Genomic DNA, 22,831 nt, shown 5'->3' with positions numbered 1-22,831 from the left:
TCAAATGTTTGTTACGAAAAATCGGGTATTTAAAGGGTATAAAAAAATAGTAGCAAACTAAAGTCTACTACTATTTTTTATGTAATTTTATAATATTAATCCTGTATCGTTATTTCAGGACTAGACAATTCTTACTTAAGATGTTCACTTAAAAACCCCATCATACATTGATAAAAATCAATACTGTTTTGCTCTTTGGCAAATCCATGTCCTTCATCGTATTTTACCATATAAGGCACCTGAAAACCTTTCTCTCTAAGAGCTCTAACAATTTGGTCTGATTCGGTAATTTTCACCCTAGGATCATTGGCTCCTTGAACAACAAACAAAGGTTTAGTTATCTTATCTAATTGATATAATGGAGAAACCTCTTTGGCAATTTCAGCCTCTTTAGGATCATCTAAATCATACCAAATTTCCTTTACCATATCTTTATATGGTTTCCAATATTCTGGAAAAGAGTCAAAAAAAGTAAAAATACTAGAAACACCAACATAATCCACCCCACATTGATATAAATCAGGGGTTTTAATTAACCCCATTAAAGTAGCGTAACCACCATGAGACGCACCATATATGGCAACTCTATTGGCATCTACCCATCCTTTTTCTATACAATATTTCAGGCCATCTTCTATATCATCCATTACTTTTCTCCCCACTTGTTTAAACCCTTGTTTAAAGAATTTTTTTCCATAGCCTCCACTAATTCTAAAATTAACTTGTAAAGTAGCGTATCCCCTACTAGCAAAAAGTTGTGCCTCTGGATTAAATCCCCAGCTATCACGAATTCCTTGGGGTCCACCATGTGGATTAACAATACACGCTACGGGTTTTCCTTGCAAAGCTTCATGGGGTAAAGTAATATAACCATGAAGAGTTATATTATCTCTAGAGGTAAAGCTAATGGGTAACATAGTTGCCATATCTTGCTGGTTTAACTGAGGCATTAAATCATATAAAAGTGTAATTTCACCTGTTTTTGTCTGGTAATTATAATAACTACCATAATGCTTATCACTTTGCACAATAATCAAATAACGATCTTCATTATCAGTTTTTGCCGCAATACTATACTGATAATCTTTAAAATGAGACTTTAAATTTTTATCAATCTCCTTAAAGGCCTCACTAACTGGCTCTATAACAACCTTTTCTCCTTCATAACCCAAATAATCGATTTCCCAATTTCGAAGACGAGAAAGTCCAATTATCGATGCATCATACATCGGGTTGGAATAAATCTCTTTTACAATTTCCTTTTTTGCCATATCGTAAAGTACAATACGCTGTTTATCGGAATCTAAATTGGTAAGTACATAGGCTAAATCTTTATTTTCACTAGAATAATCAAAACTTAAAATACCAAATGTATCACTCCAATCTATAGTATGAAATAATGAAAATTGTTCTTGCCCCTTTGCCTTATAAAAATACTGGGTTTTAACCCCATCTAACATTTTACTATACCCTTTTAAATTACCATCTTTATCAAAGTCATAATCAGCTATAGGGTTTAAAGGGTCATCATTACTATAAAGCTTTTGATATTTTCCTGTATGAATATTCATCTTATAAGGCTCAAATACTTGCGGATTATCTAAGTTCATACTAACTATAATATAATCCTTATGCTCTTTAAGCATATTTATAATACCAGCCTTTACCTTATCAAAAGGTGTTAAATCAATTAAATTGGAACCATCTATATTAACCGCATAAATGTGATAATTCTCATCCCCGGCTTGATCCATAATATAAACCAACCTTTGATCATTAATCCAGCCATATGCACGAACTAATTCTTCACCTTCTTCAATAACTCGTGTTACAGTTCCAGAATCAATATCTTTGATATAAACATGTCTTTTATTTAAATGATCTTTTTCCCTGTAAGATAAAAACTTACCATTGGGAGAGAGTTGAAAACCAGATGAAATAGGTTTTTTAAAGTAATCACTTACCTTATAACTATATTCCTTGGTTTGTTTATTAGCCAACTCGCTTAACTGCTTATCTGTCGAGACTAAATCTGGATCTCCAACAATTTTATTTTCCATGAAATTTGTTTTAATATTTTTTATAACAGCCACTTTAATTTAGATTAAAATAGATATTTGGTGTTACAATTTGCCGCTAAAACCAAAGATATTCTTTATTGCTTTACTTTAAAAATTACCTCGCTAATTTTATATTTATATTATAAATGACATGGGAAACATAAAAAAAGGATGGCCTTGTAACAGACCATCCTTTTTATAGTTAAAAAACAAAAAGAAAATAAAACTAATTTACTTTTTGATCCGTTAACTCAAATCCCCAATCTTTTCCTTTATTAATTGCAGGAACTCCTTTCACCATCCAAACCGGAGCTTTTGCCCCTTTTAAATAGTAATCAAAGAATTGTTGTTGACGAATTTGAATATCTTTTCTGTTTTGTCGCTTCATTAAATTATGCTCATCTCCGTTGTAGTTTAAAAGCCATGCTGGTTTTCCTAAACGACGCAAAGCCATAAACATCTCAATTCCTTGATACCAAGGCACAGCTCCATCATTATCGTTATGCATAATTACCACAGGTGTTGTAACATTTGGCATGTTAAACAATGGGGAGTTTTCCATATATAAGTCCAAACCTTCCCATAGATCAGTTCCTAACCTACTTTGGGTTTTCTCATATTGAAACTGTCTACTCATTCCAGTTGCCCAACGAATTCCCCCATAAGCGGAAGTCATATTTACCACTGGAGCTCCAGCCCAAGCCGCAGCATACATGTCGGTTACAGTAATTAAATGAGTTACTTGATAACCACCCCAGCTCTGACCTTGAATTGCAATTTTCTCTGCATTAACCCAAGGATTTTGCTTTAGGTAATCCACCCCCGAATTAATAAACTCCTCGGCACTCTTTCCAGGATATCCATCTACATAGCTAATATCTGGTGTAAAAACCAAATAACCATTACTCACAAAAAAGGAGATATTTAAACGAGATGGTGTGGGTGCAGGTGCCTCGTAACGATTCAAATTATCAGACAAACGCTCATAGAAATATACAATCATTGGATACTTCTTATTTGGATCAAACCCTTCAGGTTTATAAAGCACTCCTTGGCTTTGAAAACCATTAGGAGTAACCCACTCCACTAACTCTGCACTACCCCAAAGGTAATCAGCCTGTTGTGGATTTATATCAGAAACCTTCGTAGCCTTGGTTAAGTTATTGGTTATATAAAGATTATTAGATTCTTTAAAAGACCCCTTTAAATAACCATACATAACTGCATCTTGGGCTTTAAATAGCGTATTGAATCCACTATAGTCCTCTAAAATAAGTTCTTTCGGTGACTTTGAAGATTGTATTTGAGTTTGAAATAATCCCGCTTTTTTATTCACTGTATTAAAAGCAGCTAAAATCACCTGCTCTTTTCTTGTAAAAGCAGTTTTTTCTTTATCTAAATTCAATATATCAAAGCTTGTTTTATGTAAACGTCCATATCCATTAGTAATCATTCTTGCAGGTTTATTAGAACTTAAGAAAAATTCCCAAATATCATAACGATCTCTCAATAATACGGATTCATCATCTTGTGTCCATCCTTGAATTCTGTAAGGGCCTGCTGCATCTGGTACATCGTTTAATTCATCTGCGAAGGATACTTCTAAATCTTTGGTTAGATTTTTAGTTATTTTACTCTTCACATCATAAGCATACCAATTTTGGTCTTCGGAATTAAAATAAACAACACTTTGTCCTTTAGGAGAAACCCTAACTTGTCCTTTTAAGTTTTCCACCACTGTAGTTCTAACTCCAGTGTTAACATCTACTAAGTAATATGAACTATAACCAGAAATATCCCATTGACGCTGTACACGGTAACCATAATTTCCAGAAGCTAAAACAAAAGAAGCATCTCCTTTATCTACCAATTGTACTTGATCTACCTCTGGGTCAGCAAGACTAACAATTCCATTTTGAGAAACTAAATCTATAGTGGCTAGATAAGATTTTTTTAAGTCTTTTTCTAAATTTACAATTTGCTGGGTTTGAAGTACATCTTCGTTAAAGTGCCAAATATCCACAATAGCATGATCCTCGGCAATCAACGTTGTATCTTTTACCATTTGAGTCTGGGCAAGCCCCAAATAAATACGTTTTGAATTTTCACTAAAAACAGGTTTGTAATGTGGTGAAATTTTCCAATCATTCGGAACCCCTTTGCTATTATCTTGAGCAAGTAATTTAGCTTGTGAGCTAAAATCACTAGTATAGATTCGGTAAGTTTTCTCTAAAGCTTTCTCTGGGTCGTCATTGGCAATAAATGCAAATATTTTAGAATCTTGATCAAAACTAAATTGGGTATACTCACCTTTACCTAATAAAATATTAACTTTATTTCCAGTTTTTAAATCCACAACAAAAATACCATACTCTTTGTTTGGTTCTTGTACTGGTTCTGTAGAATCTTCCTGTTTATCGCTTTTATCCTCTTTTTGATTAGGATCCTTAGTCACAAAAACAAGATACTGCCCATTTTTATCAAAGTAATAATCGGATACATCACTAAAGCTATGTTTTGTGTTACTGGCTAAATCCTGAACTACAAGCTCATAGGTTTTATTTTTATCTTTTTTGCCCTTTTTAGGTGCCTTTTTGTCTTTATTATCTTGTTCTTTATTATCTGAAGCAATCGTATCGTTTACAGGTTCAAGTAAATAAGCTAAATAACTCGTCTTTTTCTCTGGAACTTTAAAAGACTTTACATTGTCCAATTTAATTAATTCAGCCGTTTTTAAGTTCAAAATTCCCAGGGAATCCTTTGCAATCTCGTCTTGTTTTTTCTTTTTAATACGAACTTGCTTTAAATCTTCATAGGTTGGGGTAATACTAAAGACTGCAAATTTTGAGTCGGCTGTAAAAACAGGCTTTTGCCCCCTGTTAACCGCTATTTTTTTTGAAAAATCTGTAGTTTGTAAATAAAGAGTTCCATCTCCTTGTTGTACAGCAACTTCATACAAAAGCCACTTACCATCATTTGTAAACTCTTTGGTTGTAATACTTTGCCAATGATCATAAACCGAATGGTCTAATGGCTTTTTTTGTCCATAACTTGCCATACTCCCTAAGACAATAAAAGCTAAACCTAGCTTTTTTGCACTTAAACTAAAGTTGGCTACCGACAAATTTGTCTGTTTGTTTTTCATTTTCGTTAGGTAGTTAATTTATAGTCGAGAAAGATAGGTTTTTTTTGCTTATTGCACAAAAAAAGCTAAGATTTGAAAAAAACACTAACCATACAATTCACGGATTTCCTTCTTACTTATTTTACCAACACTTGTTTTTGGAATTTGATCTATAAACACAAAGCGATCAGGAATTGCCCATTTATTAATTAAATTGCTTTGAACAAAGCTATGCATAAACTCCTTTAACATTTCGCTAGTTAATTGTCCTTTGTTCTTTTCTACCACTAAAGCTAAGGGCCTTTCACCCCACTTTTTATCTTCAATACCAATTACAGCAACCTCCGCAATATTAGAATGACTTGCAATTAACTCCTCTAAAGCCAATGAAGACATCCACTCTCCACCGGTTTTAATAACATCTTTAAAACGATCGACAATCTTTATATCTCCCTTTTGATTCATCCAAGCAATATCTCCTGTGTGTAAGTATCCGTTTCTCCATAATTCTTCACTGCCTTTATCATCCTTGTAATACCCCATGGTTAAATAAGGAGCTCTGACAACAACCTCACCCAGGGTTTTGGAATCTTGTTTGACTTGATTGCCATTTTGATCTATAACCTTAATATCAACCAAAAAAGCCGCTCGACCAGTTAAACAACGCATTTCCGCTTGTTGATCCTCTGGCTTTTCTAAATCTTCTTTGGATAAATAACTAGTGGTTAATAAAGGACAGGTTTCACTCATCCCATACCCACTTACAATAGATATGCCGCGTTTTAAAGCAGCTAAAGCCAAAGGCTTACTCAATGCCGAACCTCCTATTAATAATTTCCAGTTAGATAAATCTACCGCTTTTGCCTTAGAACTATTTAAAATCATATTTAAGATTGTGGGGACACAATGAGAAACGGTGGGCTTTTGTTTAGTAAACAACTCAAAAAAAGAGTCGGGTTCAAATTTACCCACATATACTTGCTTTAAGCTTAAAGCAGTCGCTAAATAAGGCATACCCCAAGCATGCACATGAAACATTGGGGTTAATGGCATATAAACATCCTGGATTGTAATCTTAAAGGCTTGGTTCATACTACACAAAACTCCCATTTCCACCATCGTATGCAATACCAATTGTCTGTGTGTAAAATAAACCGCTTTGGGATTTCCGGTGGTTCCAGTGGTATAAAATAAAGTCGCAATAGCTTGCTCTGAAAAACTCTCAAATTCAAACGTGCTGCTTTGTTGATCCACAAGGGCATCAAAGTCTGATTCATATAAACTACTCCTAGAGCTAAGGGAACCCTGCTCCTTTATAACTATTAATTTCTTTACCGTATGCATTTGATCTAACAAAGGCTCTATAACGGGCAAAAAATCCTCATGAATAATTAAAACCTCATCTTCAGCGTGGTTAATAGTATAAAGTATTTGAGCTGGTGCCAAACGCCAATTTATAGTATGGAGTACATTACCTGTAATTGGTACGGCAAAGTAATTCATTAAATATCGATGTGAATCATAATCAATCACACCGACGATTTGTCCACCCTGTAGACCAATACTCTTAAAAAAATTACACAGTTTTTTTACCTTATCATAAAACGTGTAATAATTCATAGACACTTGGTTTTTATAAATTATTTGGTTATCAGGATTTACTCGAAGACTATTTTCTAATAAATCTTTAATCAATAACTGATAAGCAAAAGCGCTATTTGTCTGGTCAATGGTCTTTATTCTCATAATACTTGATTTTTAACTTACTAACTCACATAAGTTAAGAAAATTTCCTTTACTCAATACAATATTAACACGCCTATATACAGCAAAAAGCCTCCCATGTAAAACGGAAGGCTTTGTGTTGTATATTATTTATAAAGTAAATTAAGACTTTAAACTTGCCATAAAATCCTCTAAATCCTGATCAAAACTGGTCTGTTGTATTAGCTCTAAAGCTAAGGTTGTCATTTTTTTAAAATGAACTTTGGAAAAACTACGTCCTCCAAAACTTAAACGAAAAAAATCTCCAATAATACCAAAAACTCCATTAATCTCCTCTTGGGTAACATTTTTTGTTTGCGCGTATCTTCCCCTTAAAACTGCTGCCCCAACAAAAGCACCTATACGAACAACCATATGGGTATCTAATACCTGTTTCTTGTCAGCAAAATACAATAGTTCATCTAAATTTTGATGAATCAATTTTTGTATGTCCATAATATATACTTGTCTATTTTATACAAAGGTAAGAAGAATTTAAAAAACCCTTGAGGTTATTAAATTCAATTTTTATTCAATATAATTTAAAACTGTAAAAATAATTCGCTTTCTTTTTAAGAAAAAAATAAAGATTTCTTATCTTTAAGCAACTCTTATTTAAGAACCTAAAAATAAACATTATGAAAACAAATCGATTATCCCCTGAATTAACCAGCGCATTAAATCAGCAAATAACCTTAGAGGCGTTTTCCTCACAGGTTTATTTAATGTTATCTTGTTGGGCTGACCAAGCATACTTGTCTGGTGTGAGTAGTTTTTTAATGAAACACGCCCAAGAAGAGAGAGTTCACATGGCTAAAATTATTGAATATGTGCAAGAAAGAGGTGGTAAAGTAAAAATTGAGGCTATCAAATCACCTGGAAAAGAACCTAAATCTTTATTGGAATGCTTTGAAATGGTATTTAGCCAAGAGGTTGCCAACACACAGGCCATATATAATATTGTATCGTTGGCTTTTGATCAAAAAGATTGGGCAACTTGGAACTTTTTGCAATGGTTAGTTGCAGAACAGCGAGAGGAGGAAAAATTAGCCTTATCCTTATTAGACCGTTTAAAACTTGCCGGAGGCGATAAAGCCACCGATGCGGCTAAATTTGATTTTGACTGGTCTTTAAAAACAACCTCTCAAGAGTTTCCAACAGCCGATCATGTAAATCCCTTTGATTAATTTTTTTAAAAGTGGCATAAACTAAAAAAGAAACGAAATAAAACACCCCAAAAAAGTAGATCTTTTTTGGGGTGTTTTATGATTTATCAAAGCTCAATATTATAAAGCTTCATTTTATTGTAAAGCGTTTTTCTGTCTATTCCCAGAACCTGAGCTGCTTTGGTTTTATTAAACTTAACCTTTTCCAAAGCTGTTCGAATAGCTTGTTCTTCGTTCTTGGAAGAAAACAATCTTAAATCTTCATTGGAACTTGGCTGATCCTCACTTGGCTTAGATATTACAATCTCAAGGGGTTTACTAGCACTTAATTCACTAGGTAAAACATCAATCTCAACGGTATCTGTTCTTGTTAAAAGCACAGAACGCTTAATAATGTTTTTCATCTCCCTTAAGTTACCTGGCCAATCATAAGTGGTAAACACTTGTTCTACTTGTTTGGAAAAACCAGTTACTTGTTTCTCTAATTCTTTATTAGACTCTTTTAAAAAGTGGTAAGCAAAATTTAAAATATCCTCATTTCTATCACACAATCTCGGGGCCACAATACCAAATTCATTTAATCTATGGTATAAGTCTTCACGAAACTCTCCTTCTTTAACCGCCGTTGGCAGATCTTCATTGGTAGCGGCAATTACTCGGATATCTACCTCTATTTCCTTACTACTTCCCACAGGCTTTACTTTTCTTTCCTGCAAAGCTCTAAGTAATTGTACTTGTACTTCATAAGAAAGATTACCTACTTCATCTAAAAATATTGTTCCCCCATTTGCAGCTTCAAAATGGCCAATTTTATCGGCCACTGCACCAGTGAAAGAGCCTTTGATATGCCCAAAGAATTCACTCGAGGCTAGGTCTTTTGGAATCGCTCCACAATCCACCGCAATATATGGCTTGTCTTTACGCTTACTTTTCAAATGAATAGAATGCGCTATATTTTCTTTACCTGTACCACTATCTCCAATAATCAAAACTGACATATTAGTTGGAGCAACTAAATCAATATATTCATGTAATTGTTTAGAGACATTACTCTCTCCCTTTACATAATCTTGTTGATCTTCATTAGATTTCGATCTACTAGTGGCCTTGGTTATAGATTTACTTGATTTATCAAGTACCGCATGAGAACTCTGTGCATTACTTTGTAATGCTGAACTAATTGTCATCAGGATTTCATCTGGTGTAATAGGTTTAGCCACATAATCAAAAGCTCCAAGTTTCATAGCATTAACAGCTGTTCGAATCTCCGTATATCCAGTCATTAAGATCACTTGAGAGCCTGGACAATGTTCTTTTATGAATTTCAATAATTCAATGCCATCACTATCGGGCAATCTAACATCAGTTAAAACTATATCAAAACACGAATCTTTAATTTGTTGTTGCGCCTCTTGGCTTGAATAAGCATTGGATACAACATAACCTTTTTTTGACAAAAAAGTTTTAAGCATTTCGCAAAAAGGTACATCGTCATCTATTACCAGAATCTTGTGACTCATATTATCGTTTATTTATTTTGGTGCTAAGGACAAATTTAATCTTTTTATGCCTTTAAAACCAATCCCAAGTAAATTTTAACCTTATAGAGGTTTTTATTGTTCTTTTTTTTTAAAAATTACAAATATAGATTGTGCAATAAATACACTCAACTGGAATACTTTAAATAATCAATCCTGGAATTAAAGTCTATATATTCTGGAAAATATTAATTTAATTTATGTCTTACTTATTTCAACTTTTTTAAAACCTGTAAATTCAGTTATTAGTAAGGAGTTTTTATTTCTTAAAGTATATAAAAATATAACTCAAATTTTAAACTTTTACCTTCCAAAAAGAAACCTTTTTTGATTTGTTATATGATTTGACAAATTAAAAAATGGATTTCTAATCTCACTCCCTTACGAAATTTAAAAAGGATTCTTTTTGTTTTTAATGGATTTCTTATCCATGGGTTTATAATGGAAAACTGTGCTTTATTTTTCTTTCTATTTTTACAAAGAAAAACCAGTTGTTTACTTTATCTATACCAAGTACATCACAGCTAATCCAGCTGGCACTGCAATAAGAATCCATAATATGATTCCCTGTAGAATTGGTTTAAAACCCGCTGCTGCCAAAACACTTCTTGTTAAACCAGCACCAATTAAAAACAAAGTCAAGGTCATTCCCATTTTTGAAATACTAACTATAGTGGGACCTAAGCTATTGAAAAAACCAACGTAGGTATTAAGTAAAATAGCTACAACAAAAAGACCTATGAAATAAGGGATTTTAATTTTTGCTTTTTTACTTTTAAAAACAAACGAACTAACAAAAGCAATAGGAATAATCCACAAAGCTCTAGTTAATTTCACCGTAGTGGCAATTTGTAGAGCTTGGTCACCATATTTACTAGCTGCTCCCACCACAGAACTAGTATCTTGAATAGCAATAGCACACCATAATCCAAATTGGTTTTGTGAGAGTCCCATCATATGTCCTAAAATTGGAAATATAATAAGTGCAATAGAATTTAAAATAAATATAGTTCCCAAAGCAACGCTGATTTGCTTTTCTTTAGCTTGTATAACAGGTGAAACAGCTGCTATAGCACTACCCCCACAAATAGCAGTACCGATAGAGATTAAAAAAGATGTTTTTCTATCTATTTTTAAAATCTTTCCAAAAATATATCCCAAAGTCAATAACCCGAAAATGGAAATTACAGTAAATAAAATTCCGTCTTTACCAGCTTGAAGCGCTGTGGTTATATTCATACCAAATCCCAAACCAACAACAGAGAATTGCAGCAAATAATTAGTAGCTTTTTGGTTTATTTGTAAAAATGGATGTCCTATTGTTTGTGCCACTAGTATTCCTAACAATAAAGCCAAGGGTGCAGAACTATAAGGAGATAAGCAAAAAAGTGCTAGTAATAAAAATAGTATTTCCTTGAATGTAAAACGGTGATTTAAAATCTTGTCTTTGTAAATAGTAAATATGTTATTTTTCATCTTAATTGAATTGTTTAATTGTTTAATTATTTTTATACAAAATTAACTACCAATTAAACGTTAGGGAAATAACTATTTACAATGTATCATAACCTAAGGTTATTTAAAGCAAGGTGTCTTAAAAATAAATCATTCAATGCACTAATGTCTCCTTGCTGGGTAATCAAATAAAAAAAACGTTCTATTTCTATCTCGTTTATATCTATTATTTTTAAGACTCCTGTCTTTAACTCATTAAATATAGAGTTAATAGAGACAAAAGCATAGGAATTTGAATTTAGCAAATAGCTTTTTATACTCTCTGTACTTTCAAACTCAATGTCAATTTTAAGATCAGAAACAACTACTCCCAATTGCTTTAACTTTGCCATAAGTACTTCACGAGATCCCGATCCAGATTCTCTAATTACTAGTGGTAATTCTAACAAATCCTGCTTTGAGATTATAGCCTTAACTGCATTAGGGTTAGTGGATTTTGTACATAAAACTATTTCATCCTTGTAAATTGGTACATATTTTAAGTCCTTGCGTTTACTATGCCCCTCTACAATTGCTAAATTAATTTTGTTTTGTAAGACAAGATTCTCTATGTTTTCGGTATTATTAACAGACAGAGAAATTCTAATATCAGGAAATCTTTGTTTGAAAGATGCCAAATATGCGGGAATAAAATATTGGGCAACCGTAGTACTAGCACCGATTTGAAGCACCCCTTTTACGTCTTTATTTAATGCTGAAAGTTCTAATTCTATCTGCTTGTGAATATTAAAAATATCTTCAGTGTATTTCAATAACACCTCTCCAGCTGTGGTTAACTTTATACGACTACCTTTTCTTTGAAAAAACTTACAATTATACAGGCTTTCGAGTTCATGAATATGTTTGCTAACTGCGGGTTGAGAAATAAAAAGCTCCTCAGCCGCCTTTGTAAAGTTTAGCCTTTGAGCTACAACGTAAAAGACTTTAAGACGAAAATCAAGCATATAGATAGTAAAATGGTTCAGGCTAAAATACAATTTAAAAAAATAGTTTTTCCAAAAAACATGGATTTTCACCTGGTTAAGTAATAATAAAGCATTTCTAGCTAAAACGCAAGCAAGCTATTAAAATGTATTGAAAAAATCACAAGCTTGTATTTAATCTTAAAAAGAAAAGGGAGCACTGTGTGCTCCCTAATACCAGAAGATTTCTCTTCCTCACCTTACTAACGATCTTTTTGTTATTTAAAAAGGTTTACCCTCATTAAACAAACCAATACAATTTCTTTTTCTTAACTGAGATATAATCTCTTTTTTTTTTTCATAACACCTTACGCCATAGTATATAGAGAAAATGATGCCATTACATAGATTACCACAGGTAAATAAAAAATACTATTGCAAATCAATACATTAGGATAAAAGTGAATTATTTTATTTTTTTTACCAAGCCTACAAAATGGGTAACAATTCCACAAACTGTATTAAAATGGATAGCCAATAGCTAGATTAAACATCAAATTATCTTTTCGCCATTTTGAATCTCCAAAACGAATATCATCAATCACCCAACGATCTCCTGGTTTATTGTATGGAATTCGAAGCGGAAAAGCTAAATCCAATCGTAAAACTAAAAAAGTAATATCAAAACGCAATCCTGCCCCGGTACCTATAGCTATTTCTTTATAAAAATCAGAAGTAAATTTCCCTCCTGGCCTATCACTTACATCATCCAAGTTCCATATATTCCCCATATCAACAAACAAAGCGCCATGAACGATACTAAATAATTTTTTACGATACTCTATATTAAACTCTAAAATCATATCTCCACTTTGATCCGGGATAAAACCCGTATCTAAACTATGAGGATTAAAGCTCCCTGGTCCTAAACTTCTTGCTTTAAAGGCGCGAATACTATTGGTACCTCCAATAAAAAACTGCTTCGTATATGGCATGCCTTTCGAATTTCCATAAGCTATCCCAACACCAACTCTGGCTCTTGATACAAGCTGTGAATAACGACCTAATCGCCAATAGTGTCTAACATCTTGATCTATTTTAACATACTGACTAAATGGAACACCTAAAATACTTTTTTGTCTATCCTTACGGTAATCTGCTCCCATTAGTAACCCTGTAATATTTCCCGACATATCCACAATCCCCCTATAATAATAAGTATGCTCTTTAAAAGTTTTCATGGTATTGGTGTAGGTAAAACTATAGGTAGGTCCAAAGATTAGTTGTTTATCCAAGACCCTTTGTAATGAGGGATTTCCCTGGGCATATTCATAATACATATCTGTAACATGCTGTGGTGCTACATAGGTAACCTCCAAAGGATTTAGTTGATGTTCCACATATGCATTTTTACGCCATAAATATCCCCATGAAGCTTTAAAGGAATTCAAAGCATAGAGCTTACTTCTTTCCAAATATTCATACCCAATTGTAGCACGTGTCTTAGGTGTATAGGTTATCTCGTTGTTAAATTCAAATGGAGAAATCAATCGCGGCCAAGTTAAAGTGGCCTCTAGACCTGCTTTATAAACATCGTAACCTTTATTTGCAGCCGACATCTGAAAATCAGCACCTGCGTATGCGCTTACAGAAAAAACTTCAGCTCCTTTAAAAAAATTTTTATTACTCCAATTTAAATTAAGTTCTGCCCCGGTGTAACTAGCTGAGTTATTTTTACCTAATAACTCAAAGCGAATTGCTTTTGGATTATCAGGAGTTAAAAAATAATAAACATTCAATTTATTATTAATTGTGTCAGATATCTCAAATGAATTCTTAACAAACTTAAACACACCTAAATTAACTAGGCGATTCAAAGACATATTATGCTTGTTTCTATTATATAAATCTCCTGAATTCAAAAAAATTGCTCTATCAAAGATACCAGGTTTGAAGGTTTTGTTAGGATCGATAATTCTTAAATCCTTATATAAATAAGCAGAATCTTTTTCTTTTTCAATATCTGTATCCGAGAGCACATAATCCGAATACACATAAATACTATCAATACTATAGGCAGATAAAGCCGCTTTAGGAGTTGAATTTTTTACTTTCACAAATAAATCCACTTGGTGGTTTCCTACCGAACTATCTACCTGAACAATGATATCATTTGCACTAAAATAATAATATCCTTTATTTTTGACAAAATTATCAAATCGAACGCGTTCTTCTTTAATATTTTCTAAATTATAAGGGGTACCTTTTTTTAATTTTGTAAATCTTCTTGCCGAATAAATAAGTTGCTGTAAAGCAGTAGAATCGTTTACAAAAGTAACTTGATTAATTAAATACTGATCCTTAGGCTCTATGGTATAAAGCGCCGCTCTTTTTTTAGGCCCTTGTTTAACTGTGTCTGAATTAACAACTACATTAAAGTATCCTTGATTCTCTAATCGATTGGACAAAATCGCGCTATTGTGTTGCAAGTCTACCTGATTGTACAACACAGGTGCTTGGCCTAACTTATTTCTAAACCAATTGCGTATTTTACTATTTTTCTGGGGATTTCCTGCTAGATTATAAAAGAATAATTTTGGGCGAAAACCTAAAAATCCTGAATTAGGTAAAGGTCTAAGCAACTCATGTAATTCTTCACTCATAGCTTTCTTTTTTGAACTAGATAAAGAGTCATCAACGATTTTTATCTGTGCACCAGTATACAGATACTCCCCATTTTGAATATATTTGGTATTACTACAAGAGAATAAAAACAAAATTACTAAACTCAATAGCCCTATTTGGGTTAACTTCTTATTTAAATCATTCATGTTACTCTTGTTTGGTGTTCTGTGATTTACTTTGTTCCTTTAATTGCCTTTTTAGCTCCTTTTTATCTTTTGATCTCTCAAAAAGCTCTTTGAATTTGGTATAACTCATTGTTATGACAAACCCCACTCCAGTCTCTATTACTTGACCTTGCAGAGCCACCTCATAGCGGTTTTTTCGATAGACCCTTAATAAATAACGTCCATCTTGACTCAAAGCATACTCGAGTTCTACATCTCCAGCTATATTGGCTGCTTGCTCATTGGCTCTTTGATTTCCTTCTACCTCAAAGCTACTACCCACGGTAACTTTTAATCGCTCCGAGAATAAAGACTTAGATACCGCTACATTTAAATCGGTACGACTTTGTTTTGTTCCAGTAGAGAAATCATCACTTGATTCTAAATTAAAATTCAAATCCACCCCGGAGATTAAACTACTTGCTAAATTATTTAATTGGTCTGATAAAATACGATTTACACTCTGTCTGGCAATAGAGCCTGCGGAAATACCACCAGCACTACTCTCAAAGGGATTCTCACCAATGAAGTGATTTAATAACAATAGGGCAAAAACTTGTTTGTTCATCTCGGCTTCATTATTTCTTAACTGAGCCAGTTTAGTATTGGTGTTAGTTACTACATCACTAGAAACACTTGTAATATCATCCTTTAACTTAATATCAAAACTAATTTGAGGTTCTAAAAGTTCGCCTTTCATCATTAATAAAGCTTGAAAAGGAATTTTTTGTTTGTACATGTTTTGTTGACTAGGAGATAAACTACTCATTTGACTAATTAGCAAATCAATAGGTGCCGCATTTACTTGATAAATAGCTGTAAGATCTAAAATAGCATCCGTTGGATCACCTGCAAAAATAATCGATGAGCCTTTTTGAACTTCAAATTTTCGCTTAATCATATTAAAACTTAAGTCATAGGAGCCTTGATCAAATTCATAACGTCCACTTAGGGTTATTTTTCCAGAAGGATCAATACCTCCTACTAAATCAGCTTCCCCTTTTAAAACCACTTTATCTCCACTACTCTTATCCATAATCATACTAAAGGTGGCATTTTTATCCACACTTATGGCCAAAGAAATATCTAACCCTACAATTTCTGAATTATTGAAGTCTTCTTGGTATTTCATCAACTCGGCATTTTGCAAACTTTGTTGATCTACAAATTCAACTATTCCCTCTCTATCTGCAATCGAGGGATCTTCTTGAGGCATAACCATAGTAAAATCTGTTTTTGCTCCAACTAAAATCTGACCAGTTATCACAGGTTTATTCATATTACCTCGAATTTTCATGGCAGTATCAAAAACCAAGGTTCCATAATACATATCATTGTCTTTAGCCGTGGAACTAACAGCTTTAAAATCAACGGCATCAATATCTAAATTAAAACCAAAATCAGTATAGGTTTTAGTTAGAATTTGCCCATTAATTACAAGGAGATTTCCATCACTATCTGTTATACTAAACTTGTCAAAATCCATTCCCGTTGGTGTGAAGGAAATTGTTTCATTAATATGATTATACTCGGCATTTAAACTATTTACTTTTAAACCAACATCATTGAATTTAAAGCTTCCCAATACCTTAGGTGCGGAAAAACTTCCCAAGATATTTAACTCAGATGAAAAATACCCTTGCGCATTAGAGACCAAATCTGGAACCAAACCAGCTAAAAAACTAGTATTTAAATGCCCTATATCTAATTTCATATCCATTTGCTGAGAATCTAAATCCGCAACTCCACGTAGTTCTAAATTATTGGTGGTACTCTTTAAAGATACCTGAGCTAGGTATTTACTTAAAGATTCGTTTTTAACGCCGATATGCAAAGTACCAAGAGCCATTTCAAGAACAGAGAAATTAGCAATATCAATATCAGATACAAATCGAAAATCACGAGATAAATCTAAAAGATTAACATACCCATTGATATAGCCAGAGGCTAATAATTTATCTTTTTGTATTGTCTTGGTTAATGTGGCAAGATTAAAATTATTAAATTCTAATTTTAAAGGACTATTACTTAAGTTTTGTTCAGATGCAATAGAAATAGAACTTTCTTGATTGGATAATTCAAAGTCTTGAACATATATTCCTTGTTTTGTCCAAACAATTTTATTATTAGGGTTAACATTCCAATTCTGGTAATCTAACATAAAACCTTTATTATAAATTCTTGAGACAATAGCATCAGGGTTGCTTTGTATATCACCAGAGAGTACGTAACAAAGTTGTTCTTTACTGTCTTTCAAATTCAGACTATATCTTAAAGTATTATCTTTAGCATCCCCCTGCAAATTAAGCCCCCTTAAACGAACCATTGCATTTGAAATACTTTGAATTCCCATAGTAAATCCAAGGGCATCTTGTGTGGGCTTAACATCCCAATATATATTATCTATACTAAAATCAGCGTATTTTAAAGATGGTATCTCCCCTTTAAAGCTTAAATAATTGGTTTTTTGATCATAACTTCCTTGCATGGTAATAGGAGCAAGTTGTGTTAAATCGGGCAACATATCTTTAATTACTGGGTCGTATTTTACCAATAAACTATATTGAAAATTTTGCTGCTCTTTCTGTTTTTCATCTTGGCTTAATGCCGTTACTTGTTTTTGATTGTCATCGGTATGATCTTGATTAAAATAAGACTTCAAACTACCTGTTATTGCTTGGGATAAACTACTAAGGGTGTAATTTCCTTGCATATTAAAATCCAATAACTGAGAAGTAAGATTCATTTGTCTTGTAGCTTTATCTGCCGTAGCGGTAAACACAATTGGTTTAAGGGTATAGGCTCTTTTTTCCAAAACAAAACCTAAATCATTGATTTCTAATTTCCCTACTAAACTATCAGGTAGAATATTTTGCATATCAGCAGAAATACTAGCTGTCAAAACTCTTGGTTCGCTATCTAGATTTAATTTATTAAAATCGATGTTTTGTAAATCGGTTTTTAAGGCCAAACTAATCTGATTATCACAATAAACTCCTTTTGCTTGTAAGTCTAATTGTAAATTCGGATCCGTATTATGCCAATTAATCTGATATTTTCCTTGATCAACTTGTGCGTTGATTAAAACATTTTGATAATCATATCCCTTAAATTGCGCTTGTTGAACCTGCAATTCAGCCTGGGCTAGAGCTGTTTTTGGATCTAATCCTTGTCCGGTTACCTTGGTAGAGAAACTCAAATTTCCTAATTCGGAATTCATCAGAATTTTATCTAGCGCTAGGTTATCTACCTTTAAATCTAAGTTATATTTTTCTTTATTTTTTATACGCTGATCAAAGCTGGCCTTTAGGCTTAGCTCCCCAAGACTTGTGTTTAACTGTAAATCACTATTAAGGTTTTTAAAATCTCCTTTTACAAAGCCTTTTAATTTAAGTAAAGCCGGTATTTCCACTTGCTTTAAATCTATTTTTGAGCCAAGCAAACGAGATATATCTAGAGAAGATGTTTGAAAATCTTTCAAGTTTAAATCTACATAAGCCTTATTTAGATCAGGCATAGATTTTACTTTACCAGAAATATTCAAGAAAGTAGATCCAAGTGTTTTAACAAAAAAACGCTCTACTTTTAAATCTTCTACCAAGCCTTTTGCTAAAACTTCAAAGTTAACTTTTTCCTGAAGTAATCCCTCAAGTTGATATTCTTTGAGTATCCCTGGTAATAATAAGTCTATATCTTTAAATCCAACAAAAGAATTACCTATTTGTATGTCCAAAGATGTTTTAGCTAAATCTTTAGACAAAGCCTGTAAACTTTGATAATTCAATACAATAGCACTATTTATCTTGGTATTTGGAGTCTCTAAATAAAAATCCTTTATAAACGAGGTCTGTTTATCATACAAAAGATAGGTTTTAAATTTATTAATTTGAAATCCACTTTTTTCTTTAAATCGCAAATCCTGCAAATTCAGTCCTACACTATTTTGACTAAATTGAAAATCCTTTAATGATAAATTAAAATCTTGTATAAAAACATGGTTGGGGTCTAGCCCGGTTTGGATAGGTTTAAAATTATGATTATCAAAAGCAAACTCGGTTTGTTTTATCTGAAAATCTTTCACCCTTAGTTGCCATGGTATTTCAAAAGATAAGGAATCTTTAAATTGGTCATTTTCTGGAGTTTTTACCGAATCTAATACTACTTGATTGGATTTATTCACCGATTTAAAAATACTAGCTTTGACAAAGGCTGTTTCAAGGGCTATATTATTTATATCCACAACTTGATTATTCAAATCAAGTTGATCAATATCTAATTCAAGTTCCTTAAACAATACCTCAGCGGCTAACTCACTAACCTTGTCAGTATATGAAATTTCAAAATTCTTTAAATCTATTAACCCTAGTGAAACATCCGCAAGTTCTTGACTGGATGTCTGTTGTTTTTGTTCTTGTGTAGATTCTTCATCTATAGAATTCTCAGCAAATCCAACTTGTTTAGTATAGGTTAGTTTTAAACCATCTAATAATATCTTTGATACGCTGTACTGTTGTTTTTCGAGATCTATATTTTTCACTCTTGTTGAAAAATCGCCAATATGGGTCTGTAGGAAATTACCGTCCCACTGATCTAAAAAGGCAAATGATATATCTTGTAAAGAAATATCTGCCAAGCGAATATCCATCCCTGAGTCTGATTGCTCTTGTTCAGGCTGATTTTGGTCAATAAAAGCCTTGGTAATATAGTCGAAATTAAAAACTCCTGTGCTATCTCTTTTAATATTTGCATGAATGCCTCTTAAATCAATACTACTAACCTCCAAAGTATTGCTTAATAGCTTAAACAAGCTAATATCCATACCAATATAGTTACTTTGTAATAAAGTATCTTTTTCTTGAGATTCCACATATAAGCCCTTAATTACTATCTTTTTGGGAAAGGCAATTTCTATACGATCTAACCTAACTGGGGTACCAATTTTATCTTGGACATAGGATATAGCAACATCCTTTATTTTATTTTGAAAATAAGGAAACTGTATTAAAGCAATTACCAGCAGTAAAAGTGAGATAACACTAATAACTACCCATAATAGTAGCTTAACAATAGTTTTAAAAGTTTTGTTCAAAGCAGTGGTATTTTACCTCAAAAATAACAAAAACCATTACAGGTAAAAAGCTATATTCATAATATATTTGCAACCTAAGCCTTAAATAGATAAAATACTAGAATTCTATTAACCAATACGTCTAATTAATTAAATTCTATCTATTATAAAAAATATTTTTTTTCAAGAATTAGAATTAATAGTCTAGAGTCTTACTTAAAAATTGGAGTTTTTGGGTAATAGAACAATTCTGCACATACTTCTTGAATATCCAGTTAAATAATTCTAATTTTTGTAGAAAAACACTCCCTTATTGCAAAGCTGTACTAAAAGTCGTTTTCAGGTGCGTTGTTTGTAAAGTAGAGAATTCTGTGTGGGGTTTTGCAAAAACTTTTACTTGTATGATTTTTTTCAGCTACAGACTCAAACTGTTTTATACCAAGGTCTATAAACAAAAAATTCTCCTGTAAGATAAGGAGAAAAAAATGGCAAGCTACCTACATCGCACCGCTACAACCACATACCTTTGCTGCGTTCCCACCCTGGAGGATTCTGCAGGAGCTGGTCGTGTAGGACTTGCCAGTGCAAATATACAACGATTTTATATTTTTGCAAGGCTTTTAAAGATTTTCATTTTAGATTTGTATCTTGTACTAAATTTAAAATATGCCATGATTAACAGTAAACTTCTAATAGCCTTTACTTTAGGCCTAACCTTAAGCGGCTGTTCCCAAGAAAATAATTTAGAAAAAAATGTTCTTTCTATTGACACAAGTCAATTAAAACAAAAATACAATACTAAAGAGAGCTTAAAACTAGTTCTAAAAACTACTCCCCAGGCCAAAGTAGACTCGGTGGTTTATCTTTTAAACGACCAAAAGATCGCTACTAGTTTAGAAAATAAGCCTATTGATTACCCATTGAATAAATCCAAACTTGGAAAGTCAAAAATTCAAGCAACCGCATATTCAGGTAACAATTCGAAAGATTTTACCACCAATATTGAAATTCTTTCTCCAATAGTTCCAAGCTTTATTGATTATAAAATCGTAAACACTTACAATCACGATCAACAAGCCTACACTCAAGGTTTAGAATTCTACAACGGTTTTTTATACGAGAGTACAGGAAATGGAACCGGAGGGGGAACCAGTAAGAGTGGAGGAACTGGAAAAACAGGGGTTTCCAGTGTACGAAAAGTCGACCCTACATCTGGAAAAGTATTACAAATCAACAACCTACCTTCTTCTATTTTTGGAGAAGGCTGTACTATTTTAAATGATAAACTCTACCAACTAACCTGGCAAAACAATAAAGGCTTTATTTATGATATAAACACCTTAGAGCAAATAGGTAGCTTTGATTATTTTAAAAACATGGAAGGATGGGGCTTAACAAATGATGGACAATATCTTTATATGAGCGACGGAAGTGAAACTATCTATAAAATAGATCCTGAGACTTTCCTACCTGTTGATCAAATTAAAGTTTACACCAATAAGGCCGCCATAGAAGGAGTAAACGAAATGGAATGGGTCCAGGGAATGATTTATGCTAATTTTTATTGGCAAAATGCAGTGGGTATAATTGACCCTGAAAGCGGCTCGATTGTAAATATTATTGATTTTACAGGCTTAGTAGATAAGACTACTTATCATGAGGATAGAGATGTATTTAATGGTATTGCCTATAATAAACAAACAGATACCTTTTTTGTTACGGGTAAAAACTGGGATAAAATATTTGAAGTAAAGCTTTTAAAATAGCTTATTGAATTGTTTCTATTTTTAAATGCTCTAATAAATGAATTTTGTTTAATACACTAATTTATTTATTAGAGCATTTTTCATTCATACAAACTAACTCCATTGGCGTCGGTGGTTAGTACATGAGACATATAGTCAAAAAAGTCTCGCATGGCCAAAAAAGTCTCTATAACCTGATCCTGGAAATCAGTACTAGTGACTTGTTGATCACTAAAGCTTCTTTTAAGTAAAAATTGCTTTTTTTTAAGCAAGTCTATATCTGGTGAATTTTTATCAAAATCACGCGGTCCAGTTTTTAACTCCTCACCTTGCAGCTCAGTGAAATATTCTATAAATAAGGGTTGTGTTATGATTTGTCTTAATTCACTACTATCATAGGCAATTTCTTTTCGAATTCGCAACAAATCCTCTTTATTGGGCTGCCAAAAACCGCCACCAACAAAGCTATTATTAGGTTCAATATTTATATAATAGCCTCCACGAAGTAATGGCTTACTTCGTGCTATGTGCAATCCAAAATAGTTCTTATATGGCGTTTTATCTTTGGAGAATCGCACATCACGATAAATGCGATGCATGTGAAATAAATCAACATTATCCAATTGTGCCATGCGCTGATATACTTGTAAAAAAAACTCCTTTACTTGAGATAAGTTTTTATCTACCAACTCTTTATGATCTACAAACCATACCCGGTTATTGTTTTTTTCTAATTGCTTTAGAAAATCTATATTACTCTTATTAATTACATTCATACTTTTACTTTGACAACAAATTTGCACATTTTTCCTGCTCTTCACACTTTAATAAGCCAAGGAACAAAGACGAAGATAACAAATATATTTTTTGAAACATACATAAAAACAGATCAATAAAAAAGGATGAAAATATAGTTTAGACTATACCAGATATACCGATTGCTTGCAAGTGATAAAAGCATAAAATCTAATCTATGGCTCGTTATTTAGCAATACATTTTTCTTGAATTGTATTTTAGTTACTTCACCTTATGTTTGTAATTTTGTTTACTAGATTTTTCTATCAACTAAACAAAGATTAATACTTTTGAGAAAAATTGA

The 22,831-nt window shown here is 32.6% G+C and carries 12 protein-coding genes and 1 other RNA gene; 2 read left to right on the top strand and 11 right to left on the bottom strand.

The genetic code is table 11. From position 1 onward, the window contains the following. Positions 1-131: 131 nt before the first annotated feature. From ACYSNV_RS10485 to ACYSNV_RS10470, 4 genes are all read right to left on the bottom strand, one after another. The gene (locus ACYSNV_RS10485; RefSeq protein WP_461762514.1) at positions 132-2,060 is read right to left on the bottom strand and encodes a S9 family peptidase; all 1,929 of its coding nucleotides are present in this window, start codon (positions 2,058-2,060) and stop codon (positions 132-134) included. A gap of 226 nt (positions 2,061-2,286) precedes the next feature. Beyond that, positions 2,287-5,205, bottom strand: coding sequence for an alpha/beta hydrolase family protein (locus ACYSNV_RS10480; RefSeq protein ID WP_461762513.1), 2,919 nt, complete (start codon positions 5,203-5,205; stop codon positions 2,287-2,289). An 84-nt stretch (positions 5,206-5,289) separates the two neighbouring features. Next, the gene (locus ACYSNV_RS10475) at positions 5,290-6,930 is read right to left on the bottom strand and encodes a fatty acid--CoA ligase (protein ID WP_461762512.1); all 1,641 of its coding nucleotides are present in this window, start codon (positions 6,928-6,930) and stop codon (positions 5,290-5,292) included. Between the two features lie 141 nt (positions 6,931-7,071). Then, on the bottom strand, positions 7,072-7,404 hold the full coding sequence (locus ACYSNV_RS10470; protein WP_461762511.1) for a hypothetical protein: 333 nt from the start codon (positions 7,402-7,404) through the stop codon (positions 7,072-7,074). A gap of 182 nt (positions 7,405-7,586) precedes the next feature. Here ACYSNV_RS10470 and ACYSNV_RS10465 point away from each other — a divergent pair, with 182 nt between their 5' ends. After that, positions 7,587-8,135: a ferritin gene (locus ACYSNV_RS10465; RefSeq protein WP_461762510.1), complete on the top strand. Its 549-nt coding sequence runs from the start codon at positions 7,587-7,589 to the stop codon at positions 8,133-8,135. 86 nt (positions 8,136-8,221) lie between these two features. Here ACYSNV_RS10465 and ACYSNV_RS10460 read toward each other — a convergent pair whose 3' ends face one another. The 6 genes from ACYSNV_RS10460 to ffs form a co-directional block, all read right to left on the bottom strand. Further along, positions 8,222-9,634: a sigma-54-dependent transcriptional regulator gene (locus ACYSNV_RS10460; protein WP_461762509.1), complete on the bottom strand. Its 1,413-nt coding sequence runs from the start codon at positions 9,632-9,634 to the stop codon at positions 8,222-8,224. Between the two features lie 522 nt (positions 9,635-10,156). Next, the gene (locus tag ACYSNV_RS10455) at positions 10,157-11,128 is read right to left on the bottom strand and encodes a YeiH family protein (protein WP_461762508.1); all 972 of its coding nucleotides are present in this window, start codon (positions 11,126-11,128) and stop codon (positions 10,157-10,159) included. 86 nt (positions 11,129-11,214) lie between these two features. Next, on the bottom strand, positions 11,215-12,111 hold the full coding sequence (locus ACYSNV_RS10450; protein WP_461762507.1) for a LysR substrate-binding domain-containing protein: 897 nt from the start codon (positions 12,109-12,111) through the stop codon (positions 11,215-11,217). A gap of 479 nt (positions 12,112-12,590) precedes the next feature. Continuing rightward, a complete protein-coding gene (gene tamL / locus ACYSNV_RS10445) occupies positions 12,591-14,900 on the bottom strand; it encodes a translocation and assembly module lipoprotein TamL (protein ID WP_461762506.1) in 2,310 nt (769 codons plus the stop codon). 1 nt (position 14,901) lies between these two features. Then, complete coding sequence (locus tag ACYSNV_RS10440; protein WP_461762505.1) at positions 14,902-20,007, bottom strand: translocation/assembly module TamB domain-containing protein; 5,106 nt, start codon at positions 20,005-20,007, stop codon at positions 14,902-14,904. A gap of 462 nt (positions 20,008-20,469) precedes the next feature. Further along, positions 20,470-20,568: signal recognition particle sRNA small type (gene ffs / locus ACYSNV_RS10435), an RNA gene on the bottom strand. An 89-nt stretch (positions 20,569-20,657) separates the two neighbouring features. Between ffs and ACYSNV_RS10430 the strand changes: the two genes are divergently transcribed. Continuing rightward, positions 20,658-21,752, top strand: coding sequence for a glutaminyl-peptide cyclotransferase (locus tag ACYSNV_RS10430; protein WP_461762504.1), 1,095 nt, complete (start codon positions 20,658-20,660; stop codon positions 21,750-21,752). Between the two features lie 80 nt (positions 21,753-21,832). Here the strand turns inward: ACYSNV_RS10430 and ACYSNV_RS10425 are convergent, their stop codons facing one another. Next, positions 21,833-22,507, bottom strand: a complete 675-nt coding sequence (locus tag ACYSNV_RS10425; RefSeq protein WP_461762503.1) for a DUF2461 domain-containing protein — start codon at positions 22,505-22,507, stop codon at positions 21,833-21,835. Positions 22,508-22,831 lie beyond the last annotated feature (324 nt).

The sequence above is a fragment of the Myroides sp. LJL119 genome (assembly GCF_054871605.1).
The sequence above is the reverse complement of the archived record's forward strand: the minus strand, read 5'-3'. Positions and strand labels throughout refer to the sequence as shown.